The 17411-nt window shown below is 70.0% G+C and carries 17 protein-coding genes; 2 read left to right on the forward strand and 15 right to left on the reverse strand.

Features of this window, described 5'->3' with window-relative positions; all coding sequences use genetic code 11:
- Positions 1 to 11: 11 nt before the first annotated feature.
- The 9 genes from rsfS to rplU form a co-directional block, all read right to left on the reverse strand.
- Positions 12 to 392, reverse strand: coding sequence for a ribosome silencing factor (gene rsfS / locus MRBLWH3_RS12940; RefSeq protein ID WP_363432555.1), 381 nt, complete (start codon positions 390 to 392; stop codon positions 12 to 14).
- Positions 392 to 1597, reverse strand: a complete 1206-nt coding sequence (locus tag MRBLWH3_RS12945) for a hypothetical protein (RefSeq protein WP_363432558.1) — start codon at positions 1595 to 1597, stop codon at positions 392 to 394. Before MRBLWH3_RS12945 ends, rsfS begins: the two co-directional genes overlap by 1 nt.
- On the reverse strand, positions 1594 to 2190 hold the full coding sequence (gene nadD / locus MRBLWH3_RS12950; RefSeq protein ID WP_363432560.1) for a nicotinate-nucleotide adenylyltransferase: 597 nt from the start codon (positions 2188 to 2190) through the stop codon (positions 1594 to 1596). The genes MRBLWH3_RS12945 and nadD overlap by 4 nt, the downstream gene beginning before the upstream one ends.
- Before the next feature lie 9 nt (positions 2191 to 2199).
- Entirely contained in the window at positions 2200 to 2424 is a 225-nt protein-coding gene (locus MRBLWH3_RS12955) for a hypothetical protein (RefSeq protein WP_363432563.1), read from the reverse strand.
- A gap of 54 nt (positions 2425 to 2478) precedes the next feature.
- Positions 2479 to 3738, reverse strand: a complete 1260-nt coding sequence (locus MRBLWH3_RS12960; RefSeq protein ID WP_363432566.1) for a glutamate-5-semialdehyde dehydrogenase — start codon at positions 3736 to 3738, stop codon at positions 2479 to 2481.
- On the reverse strand, positions 3735 to 4577 hold the full coding sequence (proB, locus tag MRBLWH3_RS12965; protein WP_363432568.1) for a glutamate 5-kinase: 843 nt from the start codon (positions 4575 to 4577) through the stop codon (positions 3735 to 3737). Before proB ends, MRBLWH3_RS12960 begins: the two co-directional genes overlap by 4 nt.
- Positions 4574 to 6082, reverse strand: coding sequence for a GTPase ObgE (obgE, locus tag MRBLWH3_RS12970; RefSeq protein ID WP_363432571.1), 1509 nt, complete (start codon positions 6080 to 6082; stop codon positions 4574 to 4576). Before obgE ends, proB begins: the two co-directional genes overlap by 4 nt.
- Before the next feature lie 105 nt (positions 6083 to 6187).
- A complete protein-coding gene (rpmA, locus tag MRBLWH3_RS12975; protein WP_109211194.1) occupies positions 6188 to 6445 on the reverse strand; it encodes a 50S ribosomal protein L27 in 258 nt (85 codons plus the stop codon).
- Positions 6446 to 6463: 18 nt separating this feature from the next.
- Complete coding sequence (gene rplU / locus MRBLWH3_RS12980) at positions 6464 to 6772, reverse strand: 50S ribosomal protein L21 (RefSeq protein WP_109211193.1); 309 nt, start codon at positions 6770 to 6772, stop codon at positions 6464 to 6466.
- Between the two features lie 155 nt (positions 6773 to 6927).
- Here rplU and MRBLWH3_RS12985 point away from each other — a divergent pair, with 155 nt between their 5' ends.
- Positions 6928 to 7194 (forward strand): DUF4031 domain-containing protein, encoded by a 267-nt coding sequence (locus MRBLWH3_RS12985; protein ID WP_310291060.1) that lies wholly within the window; start codon positions 6928 to 6930, stop codon positions 7192 to 7194.
- A gap of 2 nt (positions 7195 to 7196) precedes the next feature.
- Here the strand turns inward: MRBLWH3_RS12985 and MRBLWH3_RS12990 are convergent, their stop codons facing one another.
- On the reverse strand, positions 7197 to 8291 hold the full coding sequence (locus tag MRBLWH3_RS12990) for a glycosyltransferase (RefSeq protein WP_363432575.1): 1095 nt from the start codon (positions 8289 to 8291) through the stop codon (positions 7197 to 7199).
- Between the two features lie 105 nt (positions 8292 to 8396).
- Complete coding sequence (locus MRBLWH3_RS12995) at positions 8397 to 10790, reverse strand: Rne/Rng family ribonuclease (protein WP_363432577.1); 2394 nt, start codon at positions 10788 to 10790, stop codon at positions 8397 to 8399.
- A gap of 344 nt (positions 10791 to 11134) precedes the next feature.
- On the opposite strand from MRBLWH3_RS12995, the gene MRBLWH3_RS13000 reads away from it, so the two are divergent.
- Entirely contained in the window at positions 11135 to 11758 is a 624-nt protein-coding gene (locus tag MRBLWH3_RS13000) for a vitamin K epoxide reductase family protein (protein ID WP_363432580.1), read from the forward strand.
- Positions 11759 to 11797: 39 nt separating this feature from the next.
- On the opposite strand, the gene ndk is transcribed toward MRBLWH3_RS13000, so the two are convergent.
- From ndk to ileS, 4 genes are read right to left on the reverse strand one after another with little or no spacing between them, the layout of a single operon-like run.
- The gene (gene ndk / locus MRBLWH3_RS13005) at positions 11798 to 12214 is read right to left on the reverse strand and encodes a nucleoside-diphosphate kinase (RefSeq protein ID WP_363432582.1); all 417 of its coding nucleotides are present in this window, start codon (positions 12212 to 12214) and stop codon (positions 11798 to 11800) included.
- A gap of 37 nt (positions 12215 to 12251) precedes the next feature.
- Positions 12252 to 12662, reverse strand: a complete 411-nt coding sequence (locus MRBLWH3_RS13010) for a DUF4233 domain-containing protein (RefSeq protein ID WP_363432585.1) — start codon at positions 12660 to 12662, stop codon at positions 12252 to 12254.
- Complete coding sequence (locus MRBLWH3_RS13015; RefSeq protein ID WP_363432588.1) at positions 12650 to 14008, reverse strand: bifunctional folylpolyglutamate synthase/dihydrofolate synthase; 1359 nt, start codon at positions 14006 to 14008, stop codon at positions 12650 to 12652. The genes MRBLWH3_RS13010 and MRBLWH3_RS13015 overlap by 13 nt, the downstream gene beginning before the upstream one ends.
- Positions 14005 to 17388 carry an isoleucine--tRNA ligase gene (gene ileS / locus MRBLWH3_RS13020; protein WP_363432591.1) on the reverse strand — a complete coding sequence of 1128 codons (3384 nt, stop codon included), beginning with the start codon at positions 17386 to 17388 and terminating at the stop codon, positions 14005 to 14007. The genes MRBLWH3_RS13015 and ileS overlap by 4 nt, the downstream gene beginning before the upstream one ends.
- Between the last annotated feature and the right edge of the window lie 23 nt (positions 17389 to 17411).

Here is a 17411-nt window from a genome sequence, read left to right on the forward strand (position 1 = left end):
CCGTACCAGGATCACTCTTCGGCGGTCGCTCGCGCGGGAAGGGTGATCGGAACCACGGGGCAGTCCTTCCACAGCCGCTCGAGGCCGTAGTAGACGCGTTCCTGCTCGTGGAACACGTGGACGACGAGGTCGCCGAAGTCGATGAGGATCCACCGGGACTCCTCACGACCTTCGCGACGCAGTCGCTTGTGGCCCGCTTCGAGCAGCTTGTCCTCGATCTCGTCGGCGATCGCCGCGACGTTGCGCTCGCTGCGGCCCGTGACGAGCAGGAAGATGTCGACCAGCGGGAGCGGCTGCGACACGTCGAGGGCGACGAGATCCTCGCCGCCCTTCGCGTCGGCCGCTGCCGCAGCGGTCTGGAGCATGTCGTGCGACTGCGCGCTCGCCACCATCAGAAGACTCCTGTCACGAAGGCGAGGATCAGAACGCCCACGAGGGCGAGGGCCAGTACGCCCGCGGTGATCGCGAGCGACATCATGAGCTTGCCGCCCTTCTCAGGCACCGGTGGCTTGATGACGTCGCCAGGTGCCTTCGCGGTGCTGACGGCGGAGCTCGCGGCGATCGGCGTCGGCGAGGAGTGCGAGGGCAGTTCGCCGTCGACGAGCGTCGCGTCGATCTCCTTGCCGTCGGCGGTGCCCTTGGCATGACCGGTGGAGCCGAGGCCCTCGGGCAGGTTGAACGTGCCCGTGACGATGACCTCGCCCGTCGCGGTGACGGGCGCCACCAGCGGCGCGACCTCGGGGGCCTGCGACACGATCAGTGCGTTGGGGATCGCGATGGCGCCGGTGGTGCGGGTCAGCAGCTGGTCGAACGACGGCGGGAACTCGATCGCAGCTGGCTGGCCGGCGGCCGGTTCCTCGTCGAGCAGGCTCGCGCCCAAAAGCGGGTTGACGGCCTTCGGCGCCGCGGCGGGCGCTTCGGCGCCGTCGGTCCCAGTGGTGCCGGACCCGTTGTCGAACGAGCTCTCCTCGACCTCGGGTGCCGCAGGCTCCGCCGCGAAGGCGGGAACCGGGACCGGTGCCGCGGGCACGCCTTGCTGCCAGCTCGGCGGAGCTGCCGGCGCGGCTTCGGACTCGCGCGGAATACCGAAAAGCGCGTGCACGCCGCTGTCGGTCGACACCTGCGTGTCGTCCTGAGGGGGCGTGAAGCGCGACGGTGCGGGCTCGTCGAACGGCGCCACGGGCGGTGGGGCGGCGGGGAACGCGAACGTCGGGGCGCTGCCGCCCGTGGCGGCGGCGTGTGCGGCGACGACCTCCGGCGTGATCACGGGGACCGACGCGGTGCGGATGCGCTCCTGCTGGCGAGCCTGGCGACGCGTGAGCGGCGACACGCCCAGGTCGACGGCGGAGTCGGGACCCGGTGCCGGCGCCACGGCGGCGGGTTCGGACGGGCGAGGGAACGGCGCGGAGGCCACCGGCATCGGCGGCGGGGTCGACTGCATGGCATCGGCCGGGGGCGCCGCGACAGGCGCCGGAGCCTCGGGGGCCTCGCCGTCGCCCGGCGTCGCGGTGATGACGGGTGTCGATCCCGTGTTCCGCAGCTCGCGGATCTGCTTACGTGTGAGGGCTGGCGTCGCCGGGTGCTCGGGTGTACTCATTCCTTGCTCCGGTAGAGATGGTGCTTCGCAATGTATTGGACGACTCCGTCGGGCACGAGGTACCACACGGGGTGTCCTCGCTGAACTCGGTCACGGCAATCCGTCGATGAGATCGCGAGGGCGGGGATCTCGAGCTGGCTGACGTCGTCGCTCGGCAGACCATCGGTGTTCAGAACGTGACCGGGCCTGGATACCGCGACGAAATGGGCGAGGTCCCACAACTCATCATGGTCCCTCCAACTGAGAATTTGCGCTATGGCGTCGGCACCGGTGATGAAGAACAGCTCCGCGTCCGGGCGCTGGGCCTTCAGATCGCGGAGCGTGTCGATGGTGTAGGTGGGACCGTCGCGGTCGATGTCGACGCGGCTGACCGTGAACCGCGGATTGGATGCCGTGGCGATGACCGTCATGAGATAGCGATGCTCGCTCGGCGAGACGTCGGCCTTCTGCCAGGGCTCGCCGGTGGGCACGAAGACGACCTCATCGAGGTCGAACCACTGCGCCACTTCGCTGGCGGCGACCAGGTGCCCGTGATGGACCGGGTCGAACGTGCCGCCCATGACCCCGACCCTCGGAGCTGTCGCCAAGGACATGCAGCAGCCTTAGTGGCCGTGCCCCGCTCTCTGGACGTCGTTCGCGTGAGCCTTGGCGTACGCCTCGGCCTTGTGCGCGTGGCGGTTCGCCACATTGCGGTACGACAGCGTCACGATCGCCAGCGCGGCGAAGACCACGATCGCGGTGATGCCGTACCCGACGGTCTCGAGGGCGACGTTGCCGTGGTGCTCCGACTCTTCGGCGGCGAGGGCGATGATCGTGACGAGTGTCATTCGGGCTCCGTTCGGGTTCGCCTCTGGGGCGCGGGACTGGACAAGTCTATTCCGTCACGCGCGGACCTGCCCGGCACCCCGCGCGAGCCACTTCGAGCTCGTGAGCTCAGCGAGCCCCATGGGGCCGCGCGCGTGCAGCTTCTGCGTGGAGATGCCGACCTCTGCGCCGAAGCCGAACTCGCCGCCGTCGGTGAACCGCGTCGACGTGTTGGCCATCACCACGGCGGAATCGACCTCGGCGAGGAAACGTGCTTCGTTGGCGGCATCCTGCGTCACGATCGACTCGGTGTGGTGGGTCGAATAGCGGCGGATGTGCTCGAGCGCGTCGTCCAGGTCGTCGACGACACGCATCGCGAGATCGAGGCTGAGGTACTCGGTCGCCCAGTCCTCGTCGGTCGCAGGGGTGACGCCGACCGCGAGGCGTTCGACGGTCTCGTCGCCATGGACGGTGACCCCGCTCTGCTGCAGGGCCGCCACGACCGGTCCGATGAGGCGGTCGGCGGCGCCCCGGTGCACGAGGACGGTCTCGACGGCGTTGCACACGCTCGGCCGCTGAGTCTTGGCGTTGACGACGATGTCGCGCGCCCAGTCGAGGGGCGCCGTCTCGTCGAGGACGATGTGCACGACGCCGGCGCCCGTCTCGATGACGGGGACCGAGGACTCGGTCACGACCGTCTCGATCAGCTGCGCGCTGCCGCGTGGCACGAGCACGTCGACGACCCCCCGTGCGTGCATCAGCTCGCGGGCTCCCTCGCGGCCGAACTCGTCCACCGTCTGGATGGCTTCCGGGTCGATGCCCCGCTCGGCCAGCGCGCCGCGCATCGTGCGGACGAGGGCCGCGTTCGTGTGCTCGGCGGCGGTGCCGCCCCGCAGTACGACGGCGTTGCCCGAGCGCAGGGCGAGGGCGGCGATGTCGACGGTGACGTTGGGGCGTGCTTCGTAGATGGAGCCCACCACGCCGAACGGCACGGCGACCTTTGTGAGCGACACCCCGTTCCCCAGCGTCCGCTCGTCGAGAACCCGGCCGACGGGGTCCGGCAGTGCGGCGATCTCGCGCACCGCCGCGGCGAGAGAGGCGACCCGTGGCTCGTCGAGCCGCAGACGGTCCTGCAGTGCGGTTGAGAGCCCGGTCTCGGTGCCGCGGCGGAGGTCTTCCACGTTGGCCGCCACGATCTCCGGCGCCGCGGCCTCGATCGCGTCGGCGATCGAGAGGAGCGCATCGCGCTTCGCGTCGTCGCCGAGGAGGCCGATGCTGCGCGCGGCGTCCTTGGCGAGCAGCATCCGTTCGCGTGCCGTCGTGGCGGTCGTGGTCATCCGCCCAGTGTATCGACCGCGGTCCGCAATGGACCCGTCGCGGCGGGCGCGGTCGGCTCCGGGTTGGGCTGGAACCAGGTGCCGATCTCGTCGCCCGACAGTGCTTCGCCCACGAGGTCCGCGCTGGTGACGAGGACCCCGATGCCGGATGATGCGGCCAGCCGCGCGGCCGAGACCTTGGTCGCCGCTCCCCCGGTGCCGACGCTGTTGACGACGACCGAGCCGAACTCGAAGCCGTGCAGGTCGTCGCCGTAGATCACGTGCGGGATCGGCAGGGCGCCGGGCTCGTCGGGTGGACGCGTGTACAGGCACTCGATATCGCTCAGCAGCACCAGGGCGTCCGCCCCGATCAGCTGCGCGACCAGGGCCGCGAGGCGGTCGTTGTCACCGAAGCGGATCTCGTGGGTCGCGACGGTGTCGTTCTCGTTGACGATCGGGAGGATGCGCAGGCCCAGGAGCCGCTCCATGGCGCGGCGCGCATTGGAGCGGTGCGTGGCGTTCTCGAGGTCGCCGGCGGTCAGGAGCACCTGGCCTGCGACGATGCGGAACGGACGAAGCGCCTCCTGGTAGCGGTAGATGAGCACGTTCTGGCCCACCGCGGCCGCCGCCTGCTGGGTCGCGAGGTCACTCGGACGCTCGTCGAGCAGCAGGTAGGGCATGCCCGTCGCGATGGCGCCGGACGACACGAGCACCACCTCGGTGCCGCGTCCGTGCGCAGCGGCGAGGGCGTCGACGATCGGCTTGATCTTGTGTGCGTTCTCCCCGCTGATCGAGGAGGACCCGACCTTCACGACGACGCGGCGGGCGAACGGGAGATCGCTGCGCTCGCGTGCGCTCACTCCGCATCCTCCTGCTCGCGGTAGCGCTCGGCGATCCGCTCGGCCTCCAGTTCGGCGCGTGCCTCCGACTTGGCGTCCATCATGTCGTGGTAACGCTCGCGGCGCTCCGACGTCGTGCGGCGGTTGTCGCGCAGCAGGCGCGGATCGGTGCCGCGCGGCGCCGTCATCAGTTCCGCGTTCGAAGAGATCGAGGGCTCCCAGTCGAACACGATGCCGTCACCTTCGCCGATCACGACGGTCGCGCCGGGCGTGGCACCCGCACGGAACAGCTCGTCCTCGACGCCGAGCTTCTCGAGACGGTCGCCGAGGTACCCGACGGCCTCCTCGTTCTGGAAGTCGGTCTGCTGCACCCATTTGAGGGGCTTGTCGCCGAGAATGCGGTAGATGTTGCCGTAGGTGCCGCCTTCGACGCGGACCGAGAAGTCCTTCTCCGAGCCCTTCGGCCGGATGACGATGCGCTCGGGCGCGGGAGCTGCGGCCTGCGCGGCGCGATGCTTCGCGACGATGTCGCCGAGCGCGAAGGTGAGCTGACGCAGTCCTTCATGGCTCACGGTCGAGATTTCGAACACGCGGAACCCGCGGGCCTCGAGGTCGGGGCGGACGAGATCCGCGAGATCCTTCGCCTCGGGGACGTCGACCTTGTTGAGCGCCACCAGCTGCGGGCGCTCGAGCAGCGGGAGCTGACCGTCGGGCACCGGATAGGCGGCGAGTTCGGCCAGGATGACATCGAGGTCGCTCAGCGGGTCCCGACCAGGCTCGAGCGTGGCGCAGTCCAGGACGTGGACGAGTGCCGTGCAGCGCTCGACGTGACGGAGGAACTCCAGGCCCAGGCCCTTGCCCTCGCTCGCGCCCTCGATGAGCCCGGGCACGTCGGCGACGGTGAAGCGCTGCTCTCCCGCCTGCACGACGCCCAGGTTCGGGTGGAGTGTGGTGAAGGGGTAGTCGGCGATCTTCGGCCGTGCGGCGGAGATCGCCGCGATGAGGCTCGACTTGCCCGCCGAAGGGAAGCCGACGAGGGCGACATCGGCGACGGTCTTGAGCTCGAGGAGGACGTCGCCCTCCCAGCCGGGCGTGCCGAGCAGTGCGAAGCCCGGCGCCTTGCGCTTGGGGTTGGCGAGAGCGGCGTTGCCGAGCCCGCCGAGGCCTCCGGGGGCCGCGACGAATCGCATGCCCGGTTCGATCATGTCGACGAGGACCTCGCCCGTGGCGTCCTTCACGACCGTGCCGACCGGGACGGGCAGTTCGAGCGGATCACCCGCTGCCCCCGATCGGTGGTCGCCCATGCCGAAGCCGCCGTTCCCGCTGGAGCGGTGCGGCGAGTGGTGGTATGACAGCAGCGTCGTGACCTGCGGGTCGGCGACGAGCACGACGTCGCCACCATGGCCACCGTTGCCGCCATCGGGTCCCGCGAGCGGCTTGAACTTCTCGCGCTTGACCGACACGCAGCCGTTGCCGCCCTTGCCGGCGCGCAGGTGAAGCGTCACCCGGTCGACGAACGTGACCATGCGGTCCCCCTCAGGTGTGGATGCTTCCCGGCGTGCCGGGAAGGCGATAAAGGGAAGGGGCGAGCCGAAGCCCGCCCCTTCCGGAAGTCTGTGCGACTCGCTGGATTACTCCGCGACCGCCACGACGTTGACGACCTTGCGGCCGCCCTTGTGGCCGAACTCGACCGCGCCCGCGGCCAGTGCGAACAGCGTGTCGTCGCCACCGCGGCCGACGTTGGCGCCCGGGTGGAAGTGAGTGCCACGCTGGCGGACGAGGATCTCGCCGGCGTTGACGGCCTGGCCGCCGAAACGCTTCACGCCGAGGCGCTGAGCGTTGGAGTCACGACCGTTACGGGTGGAGCTTGCGCCCTTTTTGTGTGCCATCTCTGCGTCTCCTGTGGCTTACTTGATGCCGGTGACCTTGACGCGCGTGAGGTCCTGACGGTGCCCCTGGCGCTTCTTGTAGCCGGTCTTGTTCTTGAACTTCTGGATCACGATCTTCGGGCCGCGCTCCTCACCGAGCACCTCGGCGGTCACGGTGACCTTCGCGAGCTTGTCGGCATCGGTCGTGACGGTGTCACCGTCGACGAAGAGCACCGCGGGGAGCTCGATCTTGTCGCCGACCTTCGCGGCCTGACGGTCGAGAACGACGATCGTGCCGACCTCGACCTTCTCCTGCCGGCCGCCGGCGCGCACAACTGCGTAAACCACTTCACACCTGTTTCTTCTGGGAGCGCGCGCACGCACTCGGGGACGTCAACGAAGACTTGGTGCGGATATCTCGACGCACCAAGGGTCTACTTTACCAGATGCCCGAACACTCCGCGAAAGCGGGCAGCGCGGCATCCGGTGCGTAGGATCTGGTCGTGGCGATCCTGATCGACGATCCTCTCTGGCCGGCGCACGGTCGGCTGTGGGCGCACCTGGTGACCGACACCGACCTCGCGGAGCTCCACGCGTTCGCCGCGGCGAACGGGATCCCCGCACGGGGATTCGACCTCGACCACTACGACGTGCCCGAAGAGGCGCACGCGCGCCTGGTCGCCGCCGGCGCCCTTCATGTCAGCGGACACGAGCTGGTGCGACGGCTCATCGCGTCCGGGCTCAGGGTACGGGGGCGCGACCGCCGCTGACCTCACCGCCCGGCCGCGGCCGACAGTTCGAGCACGTCCGCCGCGCGACCGGGTCCGTCGAGCGTGCGGATCGCATCGCCCAGCCGGCGTGCGCGATCCCGCATGGCATGGTCGGCCAGCGTCCGCGTGATCGCATGGCGGATCGTCGCGGCATCCGTGCGGCGCGACATCTTCGCCCCCGCGCCCGCACGCGCCACTGCTCGCGCGATGCGCGGCTGATCCGACGTTCGATCGAGCGGCAGCACCAGCACCGGCACGCCATGCGCGAGCGCCGCGAGCGTCGTGCCGTGCCCGCCGTGGCCCACGAGGAGCGAGGCCTGGGGGAACAATTCGTCGTGCGGCATCCATTCGTGCACTTCGATGCCGCCGGGTACCTGCACCTCCCCCCTCGCGACGGCCGGACCCAGCGTGGCGACCACACGCACGTCGAGGCCATCGACGGCGTCGAGCACGCGCTGCCAGGTCGAGACGAGGTCGGCGAAGCGGAAGGTGCTGAGGCTCAGCACCACCGTGGGTGCGACGGGTCGTGCGGGGACGGCGCGTGTCATCGCGCCCGCGTAGACCACCTCGCCGGGCACTGCGGAAAGGTCGCGCTGAGAAGGGAACGGCACCTCGAAGCCCGGCACAGATGCCACCAGGATCGGGGCGGCGTGTCGGCGGGGCGCCCGCACGCGTATCCCCCTCGTCCACAGCACCGGCCCTGCCACGCGCGCGCCCGAGGCCAGGAAGTCGTGCAGTGTGTGCTCGAGCACCGCGAAGCGCTGGTCGATCCGATCAAGCACGTCGAGGACCGCGAACAGTGTGCAGTCGACCACCACGACGTCGGCGGGGAACGCCGCGATCAGTGCCACGGTGTCGTCGGCGAGGCCGGGGTCGGAGAACAGCCGCAGCAGGCCCGCTGGGCGCGGATCGAGCACGAAACCGGGTGCGCTCGCGTAGGCCGTGAACCGCAGCCCGGCCGCCCGGTAGGCGTCCGCCTGGGAGTCGTGCCCGAGGATGCGCACATCGTGTCCGCGGTCCGCCAGCGTTCGCGCGATCGTGATGGTGGGCATGCGGTTGCCGCCGCCGTCCCACGTCACGAAGACGTAGCGCGCCATGGCACCCCCGTTTCCGCAACTCCCCGGGGCTCACACTAGCGACGGGCCGCGACGGCCGACAGTGAGGTCACGGCGCCCCGGCCGGAGCCGGGACGGCGTGAGCGCTCAGTCCTCTGAGGGCGTGTGCGGCACCGGGGTGCCCGTGAGCGCCGCCGTCGTCACGCGACGACGGGAGCGACCCTGCCCCGGAGCCTTGGGTTCGGGAAGCGCGTTCAGCACCGAGTCGAGGAGGACGTCCTTCTCGGTGCGGTTCTCCTTCTTCCCGCCGGAATCCGGACGCTTCTTGCGCGGCTTCTTCGGACGCTCGACGGGAGTCTGCTCGACGACGGGCTCGGCCTCGACGTGCGGAGCCTCGTCGCTGTGGTGGATCGTGGACGCTGCGATCTGCGCGAGCGCCGACTTGACGCCCTCGGTGATCACGTGCGTGCCGTTCGAGCCGCTGCCGCTTGCAGGCGTCGATGCTCCACCCCGCGGGCGACGGCCGGATGACGGCGCACCGCCGGCAGCGGCGGGCACACGGTGCTTGACGACCGGGTCATGGTGCACGATCAGACCGCGCCCCGCGCAGACCTCGCACGCCTCGCTGAAGGTCTCGAGCAGGCCCAGTCCGAGCTTCTTGCGCGTCATCTGGACGAGGCCGAGCGAGGTGACCTCCGCGACCTGGTGCTTCGTCCGGTCGCGGCTGAGGCACTCGACGAGGCGGCGCAGGACGAGGTCGCGGTTGGACTCGAGCACCATGTCGATGAAGTCGACGACGATGATGCCGCCGATGTCGCGCAGGCGCAGCTGGCGGACGATCTCCTCCGCGGCTTCGAGGTTGTTCTTCGTGACGGTCTCTTCGAGGTTGCCGCCCGAGCCGACGAACTTGCCGGTGTTGACGTCGACGACCGTCATCGCCTCGGTGCGGTCGATGACCAGCGATCCGCCGGAGGGCAGCCACACCTTGCGGTCGAGGGCCTTCTCGATCTGCTCGGTGACGCGGAAGACGTCGAACGGGTCGTGCTCGCCTTCGTAGCGCTCGACGCGCTCGAGGAGGTCGGGTGCCACGGACTCGAGGTACTTCGAGATGGTGTGGTGCGCATCGTCGCCCTGGATGAGCATCTTCGAGAAGTCCTCGTTGAAGACGTCGCGGACGATCTTGACGAGGAGGTCCGGCTCGGAGTGCAGCAGCGCGGGCGCCTGGATCGTCTCGATCTGCTTCGAGATGTGCTCCCACTGGTTGGTGAGGCGCTGCACGTCGCGCGTCAGCTGGTCCTCGGTGGCGCCTTCGGCGGCGGTGCGGACGATGACGCCGGACGACTCGGGCAGCACCTCCTTGAGGATCTTCTTGAGGCGGGCGCGCTCCGTGTCGGGGAGCTTGCGCGAGATGCCGTTCATGTTGCCGCCCGGCACATACACGAGGTAGCGACCGGGGAGCGAGATCTGGCTCGTGAGGCGCGCGCCCTTGTGTCCGACCGGATCCTTCGTGACCTGGACGAGCACGCGGTCGCCGGTCTTGAGCGCGAGCTCGATCCGGCGGGGCTGGTTGCCGGTCTCGACGGCATCCCAATCGACCTCGCCCGAGTACAGCACGGCGTTGCGCCCCCGGCCGATGTCGACGAAGGCGGCCTCCATGCTCGGCAGGACGTTCTGCACGCGGCCGAGGTAGACGTTGCCGATGAGGGACGCGTCCTGGTTGCGCGCGACGTAGTGCTCGACGAGCACATTGTCTTCGAGCACCGCGATCTGGATGCGGCCGTTGCGCGAGCGCACGATCATGTCACGGTCGACCGCCTCACGACGAGCGAGGAACTCCGCCTCGGTGACGACGGCGCGGCGGCGGCCGGCCTCCCGGCCGTCACGGCGGCGCTGCTTCTTCGCCTCGAGGCGGGTCGACCCCTTGATGCGCTGGGGCTCGGTGATGAGCTCGACGGCACGCTGGCGCGGCTGCGACGGCTCCGAAGGAGCGGACGCCTCGTCCCGGCCCTCGCCGCGGCGACGGCTGCGCCGGCGCGACGTGCTGGACGATGCCGCGGCCTCGGGCTCCGCCTCCGGCTGCGAGCGGCCCGGGCGCGCCGGAAGCGGCGTGATCTCGGGCGCGTAGAACATGAGCTGCGTCGACACCGCCGACACGAAGACCTCGGGCAGCAGCCCCAGGCCCACCGCGGTGAGGGCGTCGGGCTCCACGGGAGTCTCCGGCTCTGCGGCCTCGACTGCCGGAGTCGCCTCGTCCTCGGAGACCGCTCCGGTGGGGTCGGGGGTCGCCTCGGCAGCAGGCTGCGCGGCACCGGCGGCGTCCGGGTCTGCGGGAGTCGTCTCGGTGTCGGTGGCCGCCTCAGGAGCCTCGACCCCCGTCTCGGCGGCGCTCTCCACGGCCGGCTCGGAGACCTCCGCGGTCTCCTGCGGCCCCTCGACCGGCGAATCCGCGTCAGCCGCGGAGGTCGCCTCGTCGCCCGCTGATGTCAGCGGTGCGTCCGGTTCGGTCTGAGGGGTGAATTCTGCATCGGTTCCATCAGCCATCACTGGCGTACTCCTAGCGGGGCGACACCGCGCGTCGCCCGGCGAAATCTCGTGCGGCGCCGCCCATGCCCCGCTGGACGGGGCGGTGCCGCGAACTCACTCGGTCTGCAGCGGTCGTCCGGCGCTAAGCGGATGCTCGCGCTGCCAAGGGCATTCGTCGCCCTGAAGTCTTCTGGTGATGATCGTCACGGCGCGGCCGTGAGTCATCGCCCCCCATTATCGCACTTCCTCCGCCAGAATGCCCATTCGCCCGCCAGCCACGCCCTCCCCACGCCGAGGACCGGCGATTTGCCACGGCCCGAGGGTGCGGCATCCGTGCAGATCCCGATGTCATAATCCGAGGCATGCCCGAGCAGCAGACCCGCACCCGTCCCACCGGACTCGCCGCATGGCTCGTGATCGCGGGTGTGGTCGGTTGGTGGGCGGCCTTCTCGCTGACGATCGAGAAGTTCGAGAAGCTCGCCAACCCCGACGCGATCGCGTCGTGCGATCTGAGCGTGCTGGTGCAGTGCAGCGCGAACCTCGATTCCTGGCAGGGAAGCGTGTTCGGGTTCCCGAACCCGGTCCTCGGGCTCACCGGCTGGGTCGCCCCGATCGTCGTGGGCATGGCGATCCTTGCTCGCGCTCGGTTCGCCCGCTGGTTCTGGTGGTCTTTCTGGGCCGGCATCACGTTCGCGTTCGCGTTCGTGATCTGGCTCATCAGCCAGAGCATCTACGCGCCCAACCTGCACACGCTGTGCCCGTGGTGCATGGCGACGTGGGCGGTCACGATCCCGACCTTCTACGCGGTGACTCTGCACATGCTGCGCGCCGGACCGTTTCCGGCATCCGACAAGCTGCGCCACGTCGCAGACCGCCTGATGGTGTGGGTGCCGCTGGCAGCGATCATCAGCTACGCGATCATCCTGCTGCTGGCGCAGCTGGAGATGAATGCCGTCGTCAACATCTGGCAGACGCTGTTCGGCTGACCTTCCCGAGCATCCCGGCAGGCTCAGCCGAGCGAGCGATCAGCTGAACCAGATGTCGAGCTCGCGCGCGGCGGACTCGGGGCTGTCGGAGCCGTGCACCAGGTTCTGCTGCACCTTCAGGCCCCAGTCGCGGCCGTAGTCGCCGCGGACCGTGCCGGGAGCGGCCGTCGTCGGGTCCGTCGTGCCCGCGAGCGAGCGGAAGCCCTCGATGACGCGGTTGCCGGCGAGGCGGATCGCGACCGATGGGCCCGACATCATGAACTCGAGCAGCGGCTCGTAGAACGGCTTGCCCTCGTGCTCGGCGTAGTGCCGCTCGAGGGTCTCGCGGTCGGGCTCGACCAGTCGGATGTCGACGAGCGCGTACCCTTTCGCCTCGATGCGGGCGAGGATCGCGCCGGTGAGGCCGCGGGCGACGCCGTCGGGCTTGACGAGGACGAGGGTCTCTTCGATGGGCATGCGGGACCTTTCGTTACGGATCAGGCGTGGGGAGGAGTCAGTGCTCTTCGGCAGATTGGGCTGCGAGGCGCGCGTTGCGCCGGTCGAGAGCGGCCCCCTTGATCGTCGCATACCCGTACATGCCGCCGAAAATGAGCGCGACGATCGCGAGTGCCGGCACGAGGAGGGCGCCGAGCAGGACGATCGCCTGCAGCACCCACCCGAGCGCGATGCCCCATCGATAGCGCACCAGGCGCGTCGTGGCGATCATCAGCGCCGCGAGCACGGCCCCCGCAACGATTCCCGACCAGGGCTCGATCGAGGCGGGCAGCGCCTTCAGGCCGTAGACGACGAGGCCCCCGAGGAACACCACGATCGACTCGAAGCCGAGCACGATCGTGGCCAGCGACTCCGCCGCACCGCGCGGGCGGCGGGGCTTCGGCTGCTTCGCGTCGCTCACGCGTTCCACCCGGCCTTCCAGTCCTCGTCGGCCGCGAGGGCGAGGGCCTCGCCCGCGAGCACGACCGATCCCGCGATGACGACGGCGCGCCGATCGGATGCCGCGGCCCACGCGCGCGCCGCCTCTGCGGCGTCGGGCAGGTCGCGGTGCACGGAGACCCGCAGATCGTGCGCTTCGGCGAGGTCGGCGATGGCGTCGGCGTCCTCCGCGCGCTCGGAGTCGGGAGCGGTGGCGAACACGTGCGCCGCCACGGGGGCGATCTCCGCGACGATCCCGGCGGCATCCTTGTCGGAGAGCAGGCCGAGCACGACGCCCCACTCGTCGAAGTCGAACGACTCGCGCAACGCCGTCACGAGGGCGCGGGCGCCGTGCGGGTTGTGGGCAGCGTCGACGAGCACGGTCGGCGCGGCGCCGACGAGCTGGAGGCGTCCGGGCGAGGTCACTCCGCCGAGGCCGTCCGCCAGCACGTCTCCGGCGATCGGCTGGGATGCGCCGCCCACGAGCGACTCGACCGCGGCGATCGCGAGCGCGGCGTTGAAGCCCTGGTGGGCACCGTACAGCGGCAGGTACTCGTCCTCGTACGTGCCGGCGAGGCCCCGCACGGTGATCTGCTGTCCGCCGACCGCGAGTCGCTGCTGTGCGAGCGCGAACTCGGCGCCCTCGAATGCGATCGACGCCGCGCGGGCGGCGGCCGCTTCGCGGAGCACCGCCTCGGCGGCAGCATCCTGCCGCGCCGAGACGACCGCGGCGCCGTCCTTGATGATGCCCGCCTTCACGCTCGCGATCTCGGCGACGGTGTCGCCGAGACGGTCTGCGTGGTCGAGGTCGATCGGCGCGAACACCGCCACATCGCCGTCGGCCGTGTTGGTCGAGTCCCACGACCCGCCCATGCCGACCTCCAGCACGAGCACGTCGATCGGCGCATCGGCGAAGGCGACGAACGCCAGCACCGTGAGCAGTTCGAAGAACGTGAGCGCGGCATCGCCGTTCGCGGCGAGCTCGGCGTCGACCAGCTCGACGAAGGGTGCGATCTCGTCCCACGCGTCGGCGACCGCGACATCGTCGATCGGCTCGCCGTCGACCATGATCCGCTCGGTGAAGCGCTCGAGGTGAGGACTGGTGAACAGACCGGTGCGCAGCCCGTGGGCGCGCACGAGGCTCTCGATCATGCGGCTGGTCGACGTCTTCCCGTTGGTGCCCGTGACGTGGACGACGCGGTACGTCTTCTGTGGGTCGTCCAACAGCTCGAGCACCCGCTTCGTGCGCTCCACGCGGGGCTGCACCCACCGCTCCCCCTGGCGCTCGAGGAGGGCCTCGTAGACGGCGTCGGCGCGCCGCCGGTCGCGATCGCTCATGCCTGGACTCCCGTCCTGCCGACCGAGACGGTGAAGGCGCCGCGGTTGGCATAGGTTCCCGCGTCGACCACCGCCTCGTACTCGATCGCGGTCTCGGAATCACCGGATGCTGCGAGCTCGGTCGCTCGCGTCCGCACGGTGTGTGCGAGGGCGAGCGTCTCGCCCGCCACGTCGGCGACGTCGAAGGCGGCGGCGACGGCCTCGCCGTCCGCGTCGTCGTCGAAGAGGAGGCCGAGGCGGATGCGGTCGCTGACGTCGAAGCCGGCGGACTTGCGGGTGTCCTGGACGGCGCGGATCACGTCACGAGCCAGACCCTCCGCCTCGAGCTCAGGCGTCGTGGTGGTGTCGAGCAGCACGAAGCCGTCGCCTGCCAGGAGTGAGATCGCCGTGCCCCCGGCGACGCCGCCTGCCTCGAGCGTGAGGTCGTACTCCCCCGGCTCCAGGGCGATGCCGTCGACGACCACGATGCCGTCGCGCTCCTCCCACACGCCCGCCTTCGCGCCCGAGATCACATGCTGGACCTGCTTGCCCAGGCGCGGTCCCGCGGCGCGCGCGTTCACGGTGAGGCGCTTGCTGATGCCGTAGCGCTCCGAGACGTCGTCGCCGAGCTCGATGAGCTCGACCGACTTCACGTTGAGCTCGTCGCGCAGGATGCCCTCGAACTGCGCGAGGGACGCAGCATCCGGAACCGCCACCGTCAGGGTAGGAAGCGGCAGGCGCACGCGACGGCCCTCTTTCTTGCGCAGCGCGTTGGCCACGCTGGATGCCTCGCGGACGGCGTCCATCGCGGCGCGGATGTCGTCGGCAGCCGGGAAGGCGTCGGCGTCGGGCCAGTCCTGCAGGTGGACGCTGCGTCCGCCGGTGAGGCCCTGCCAGACCTTCTCGGAGACCAGCGGGATGAGGGGCGCTGCCACGCGGGTGAGGGTCTCGAGCACCGTGTACAGCGTGTCGAAAGCCTCGCGGCTCTTCGGATCGGCGGACACGCCGACCCAGAACCGGTCGCGTGAGCGGCGGATGTACCAGTTGGTCAGCGCCTCCGCGAAGTCACGCAGCTTCGCCGCCGCCAGCGTCGAGTCGAGCACCTCGAGGTCGGCGGCCACGTCGCGCACCAGGTCGCCCGTGAGCGCCAGGATGTAGCGGTCGAGCACGTCGGTCGAGTCGGTGCGCCATGACGCCTGGTAGCCGTCGCCGCCGGCGCCGCCTGCGGCGTTGGCGTAGGTCGCGAAGAAGTACCACGCGTTCCAGACCGGCAGCAGGAACTCGCGGACGCCCGCGCGGATGCCCTCCTCGGTGACGATGAGGTTGCCGCCGCGCAGCACGGAGCTCGACATCAGGAACCAGCGCATCGCGTCGGATCCGTCGCGGTCGAAGACCTCGCTGACGTCGGGGTAGTTGCGCAGCGACTTGGACATCTTCAGGCCGTCGCTGCCGAGCACGATGCCGTGGCACGACACCCCGGTGAAGGCGGGGCGATCGAACAGCGCCGTCGAGAGTACGTGCATGACGTAGAACCAGCCGCGCGTCTGCCCGATGTACTCGACGATGAAGTCCGCCGGGGAGTGCTCGTCGAACCACTGCTGGTTCTCGAACGGGTAGTGCACCTGCGCGTACGGCATGGAGCCCGAGTCGAACCACACGTCGAAGACGTCCTCGATGCGGCGCATCGTGCTCTTGCCCGTCGGGTCGTCCGGGTTCGTGCGGGTGAGGTCGTCGATGTACGGGCGGTGGAGGTCGACCTCGCCCTCCGCGTTGCGCGGGAGGCGCCCGAAGTCGCGCTCGAGCTCCTCGAGGGAGCCGTAGACGTCGACACGCGGGTGCTCCGGGTCGTCGCTCTTCCACACCGGGATCGGCGAGCCCCAGTAGCGGTTGCGGCTGATCGACCAGTCGCGCGCGCCCTCGAGCCACTTGCCGAACTGGCCGTGCTTGACGTTCTCGGGCACCCAGGTGATCTGCTCGTTGCCCGCGAGCATGCGGTCCTTGATGTCGGTGACGCGCACGAACCAGCTCGAGACGGCGCGGTAGATGAGGGGGTTCCGGCAGCGCCAGCAGTGCGGGTACGAGTGCTCGTAGCTCGCCTCCCGCAAGAGGCGCCCGTCCTGCTTCAGCAGGCGGATGAGCGGACGGTTGGCATCCATCCAGAGCTCGCCGGCGACGTCCGTCACCTGCGGGAGGAAGCGCCCGCCGTCGTCGAGGCTCATGATGAGCGGGATGCCCGCGGCCTCGGTCACCCGCTGGTCGTCCTCACCGAAGGCCGGAGCCTGGTGGACGATGCCGGTGCCGTCGCCGGTCGTGACGTAGTCGTCGACGAGGATGCGCCAGGCGTTCTGCGTGCGCCAGATCGAGGCATCCGCGTAGTAGTCGAACAGGCGGTCGTAGGCGACGTCCTCGAGTTCGGAGCCGACGACCGTCTGTTCGACGGCCTCACGCGCGGCCTCGGCCGAGGCGTAGCCGAGGTCCTTGGCGTAGCCGGCGAGCAGCTCCTCGGCGAGGAGGTAGCGGTGCGACTCGGCCTCGGCCCTCTCGTCGTCGCGATGCACATCGGCGGCGCCGTTCGGCCCGCCCGGCACCACCACGTAGCGGATGTCGGGTCCGACGACGAGAGCGAAGTTCGTGGGCAGCGTCCACGGGGTCGTGGTCCATGCGAGGGCGCGCACCGCGGTGAGGCCGAGCGCCTCCGCCTTCGCCCCCACCAGCGGGAAGGTGATCGTGACAGACGGGTCTTGGCGCATCTTGTAGACGTCGTCGTCCATGCGCAGCTCGTGCGCCGATAACGGCGTCTCGTCGCGCCAGCAGTACGGCAGCACGCGGTGACCCTCGTACGCGAGGCCCTTGTCGTAGATCGTCTTGAACGCCCACAGCACGGATTCCATGTACGTGAGGTCGAGCGTCTTGTAGCCGCGCTCGAAGTCGACCCACCGTGCCTGACGCGTGACGTAGTCCTCCCACTCACGGGTGTAGGCCAGCACCGACTCCCGCGACTTCGCGTTGAACGTGGCGATGCCCATCGCCTCGATCTCGCTCTTCTCGGTGATGCCGAGCTGCTTCATGGCCTCGAGCTCGGCGGGAAGACCGTGAGTGTCCCAGCCGAAGACGCGGTCGACCTTCTTGCCGCGCATCGTCTGGAAGCGAGGGAAGACGTCCTTCGCGTAGCCGGTGAGGAGGTGACCGTAGTGCGGGAGGCCGTTCGCGAAGGGAGGGCCGTCGTAGAACACCCACTCCTCGGCGCCCTCGCGCTGATCGATCGACGCACGGAACGTGCGGTCGGCCTCCCAGAACGCGAGCGTCTCCTGCTCGATCTCCGGGAAGCGGGGGCTCGGAACGACGGGGGCCGGCGCGGTGTCGGCCGCGGGCCCGAAGGCGGAGGGGCGGGGGTAGGTCATCTTCTCTCGCAGGTGCTCGCTCG

Source organism: Microbacterium sp. LWH3-1.2 (genome assembly GCF_040675855.1).
Classification (GTDB): domain Bacteria; phylum Actinomycetota; class Actinomycetes; order Actinomycetales; family Microbacteriaceae; genus Microbacterium.

Excerpts from the sequence above, each read along its gene's own strand:
- rsfS (WP_363432555.1), bottom strand. The coding sequence starts at position 392 with ATGGTGGCGAGCGCGCAGTCGCACGACATGCTCCAGACCGCTGCGGCA.
- MRBLWH3_RS13000 (WP_363432580.1), top strand. The coding sequence starts at position 11,135 with ATGCCCGAGCAGCAGACCCGCACCCGTCCCACCGGACTCGCCGCATGG.
- nadD (WP_363432560.1), bottom strand. The coding sequence starts at position 2,190 with ATGTCCTTGGCGACAGCTCCGAGGGTCGGGGTCATGGGCGGCACGTTC.
- MRBLWH3_RS12960 (WP_363432566.1), bottom strand. The coding sequence starts at position 3,738 with ATGACCACGACCGCCACGACGGCACGCGAACGGATGCTGCTCGCCAAG.
- ndk (WP_363432582.1), bottom strand. The coding sequence starts at position 12,214 with ATGCCCATCGAAGAGACCCTCGTCCTCGTCAAGCCCGACGGCGTCGCC.
- MRBLWH3_RS12990 (WP_363432575.1), bottom strand. The coding sequence starts at position 8,291 with ATGGCGCGCTACGTCTTCGTGACGTGGGACGGCGGCGGCAACCGCATG.
- MRBLWH3_RS12995 (WP_363432577.1), bottom strand. The coding sequence starts at position 10,790 with ATGGCTGATGGAACCGATGCAGAATTCACCCCTCAGACCGAACCGGAC.
- obgE (WP_363432571.1), bottom strand. The coding sequence starts at position 6,082 with ATGGTCACGTTCGTCGACCGGGTGACGCTTCACCTGCGCGCCGGCAAG.
- MRBLWH3_RS13015 (WP_363432588.1), bottom strand. The coding sequence starts at position 14,008 with ATGAGCGATCGCGACCGGCGGCGCGCCGACGCCGTCTACGAGGCCCTC.
- MRBLWH3_RS12945 (WP_363432558.1), bottom strand. The coding sequence starts at position 1,597 with ATGAGTACACCCGAGCACCCGGCGACGCCAGCCCTCACACGTAAGCAG.
- rpmA (WP_109211194.1), bottom strand. The coding sequence starts at position 6,445 with ATGGCACACAAAAAGGGCGCAAGCTCCACCCGTAACGGTCGTGACTCC.
- MRBLWH3_RS12955 (WP_363432563.1), bottom strand. The coding sequence starts at position 2,424 with ATGACACTCGTCACGATCATCGCCCTCGCCGCCGAAGAGTCGGAGCAC.
- ileS (WP_363432591.1), bottom strand. The coding sequence starts at position 17,388 with ATGACCTACCCCCGCCCCTCCGCCTTCGGGCCCGCGGCCGACACCGCG.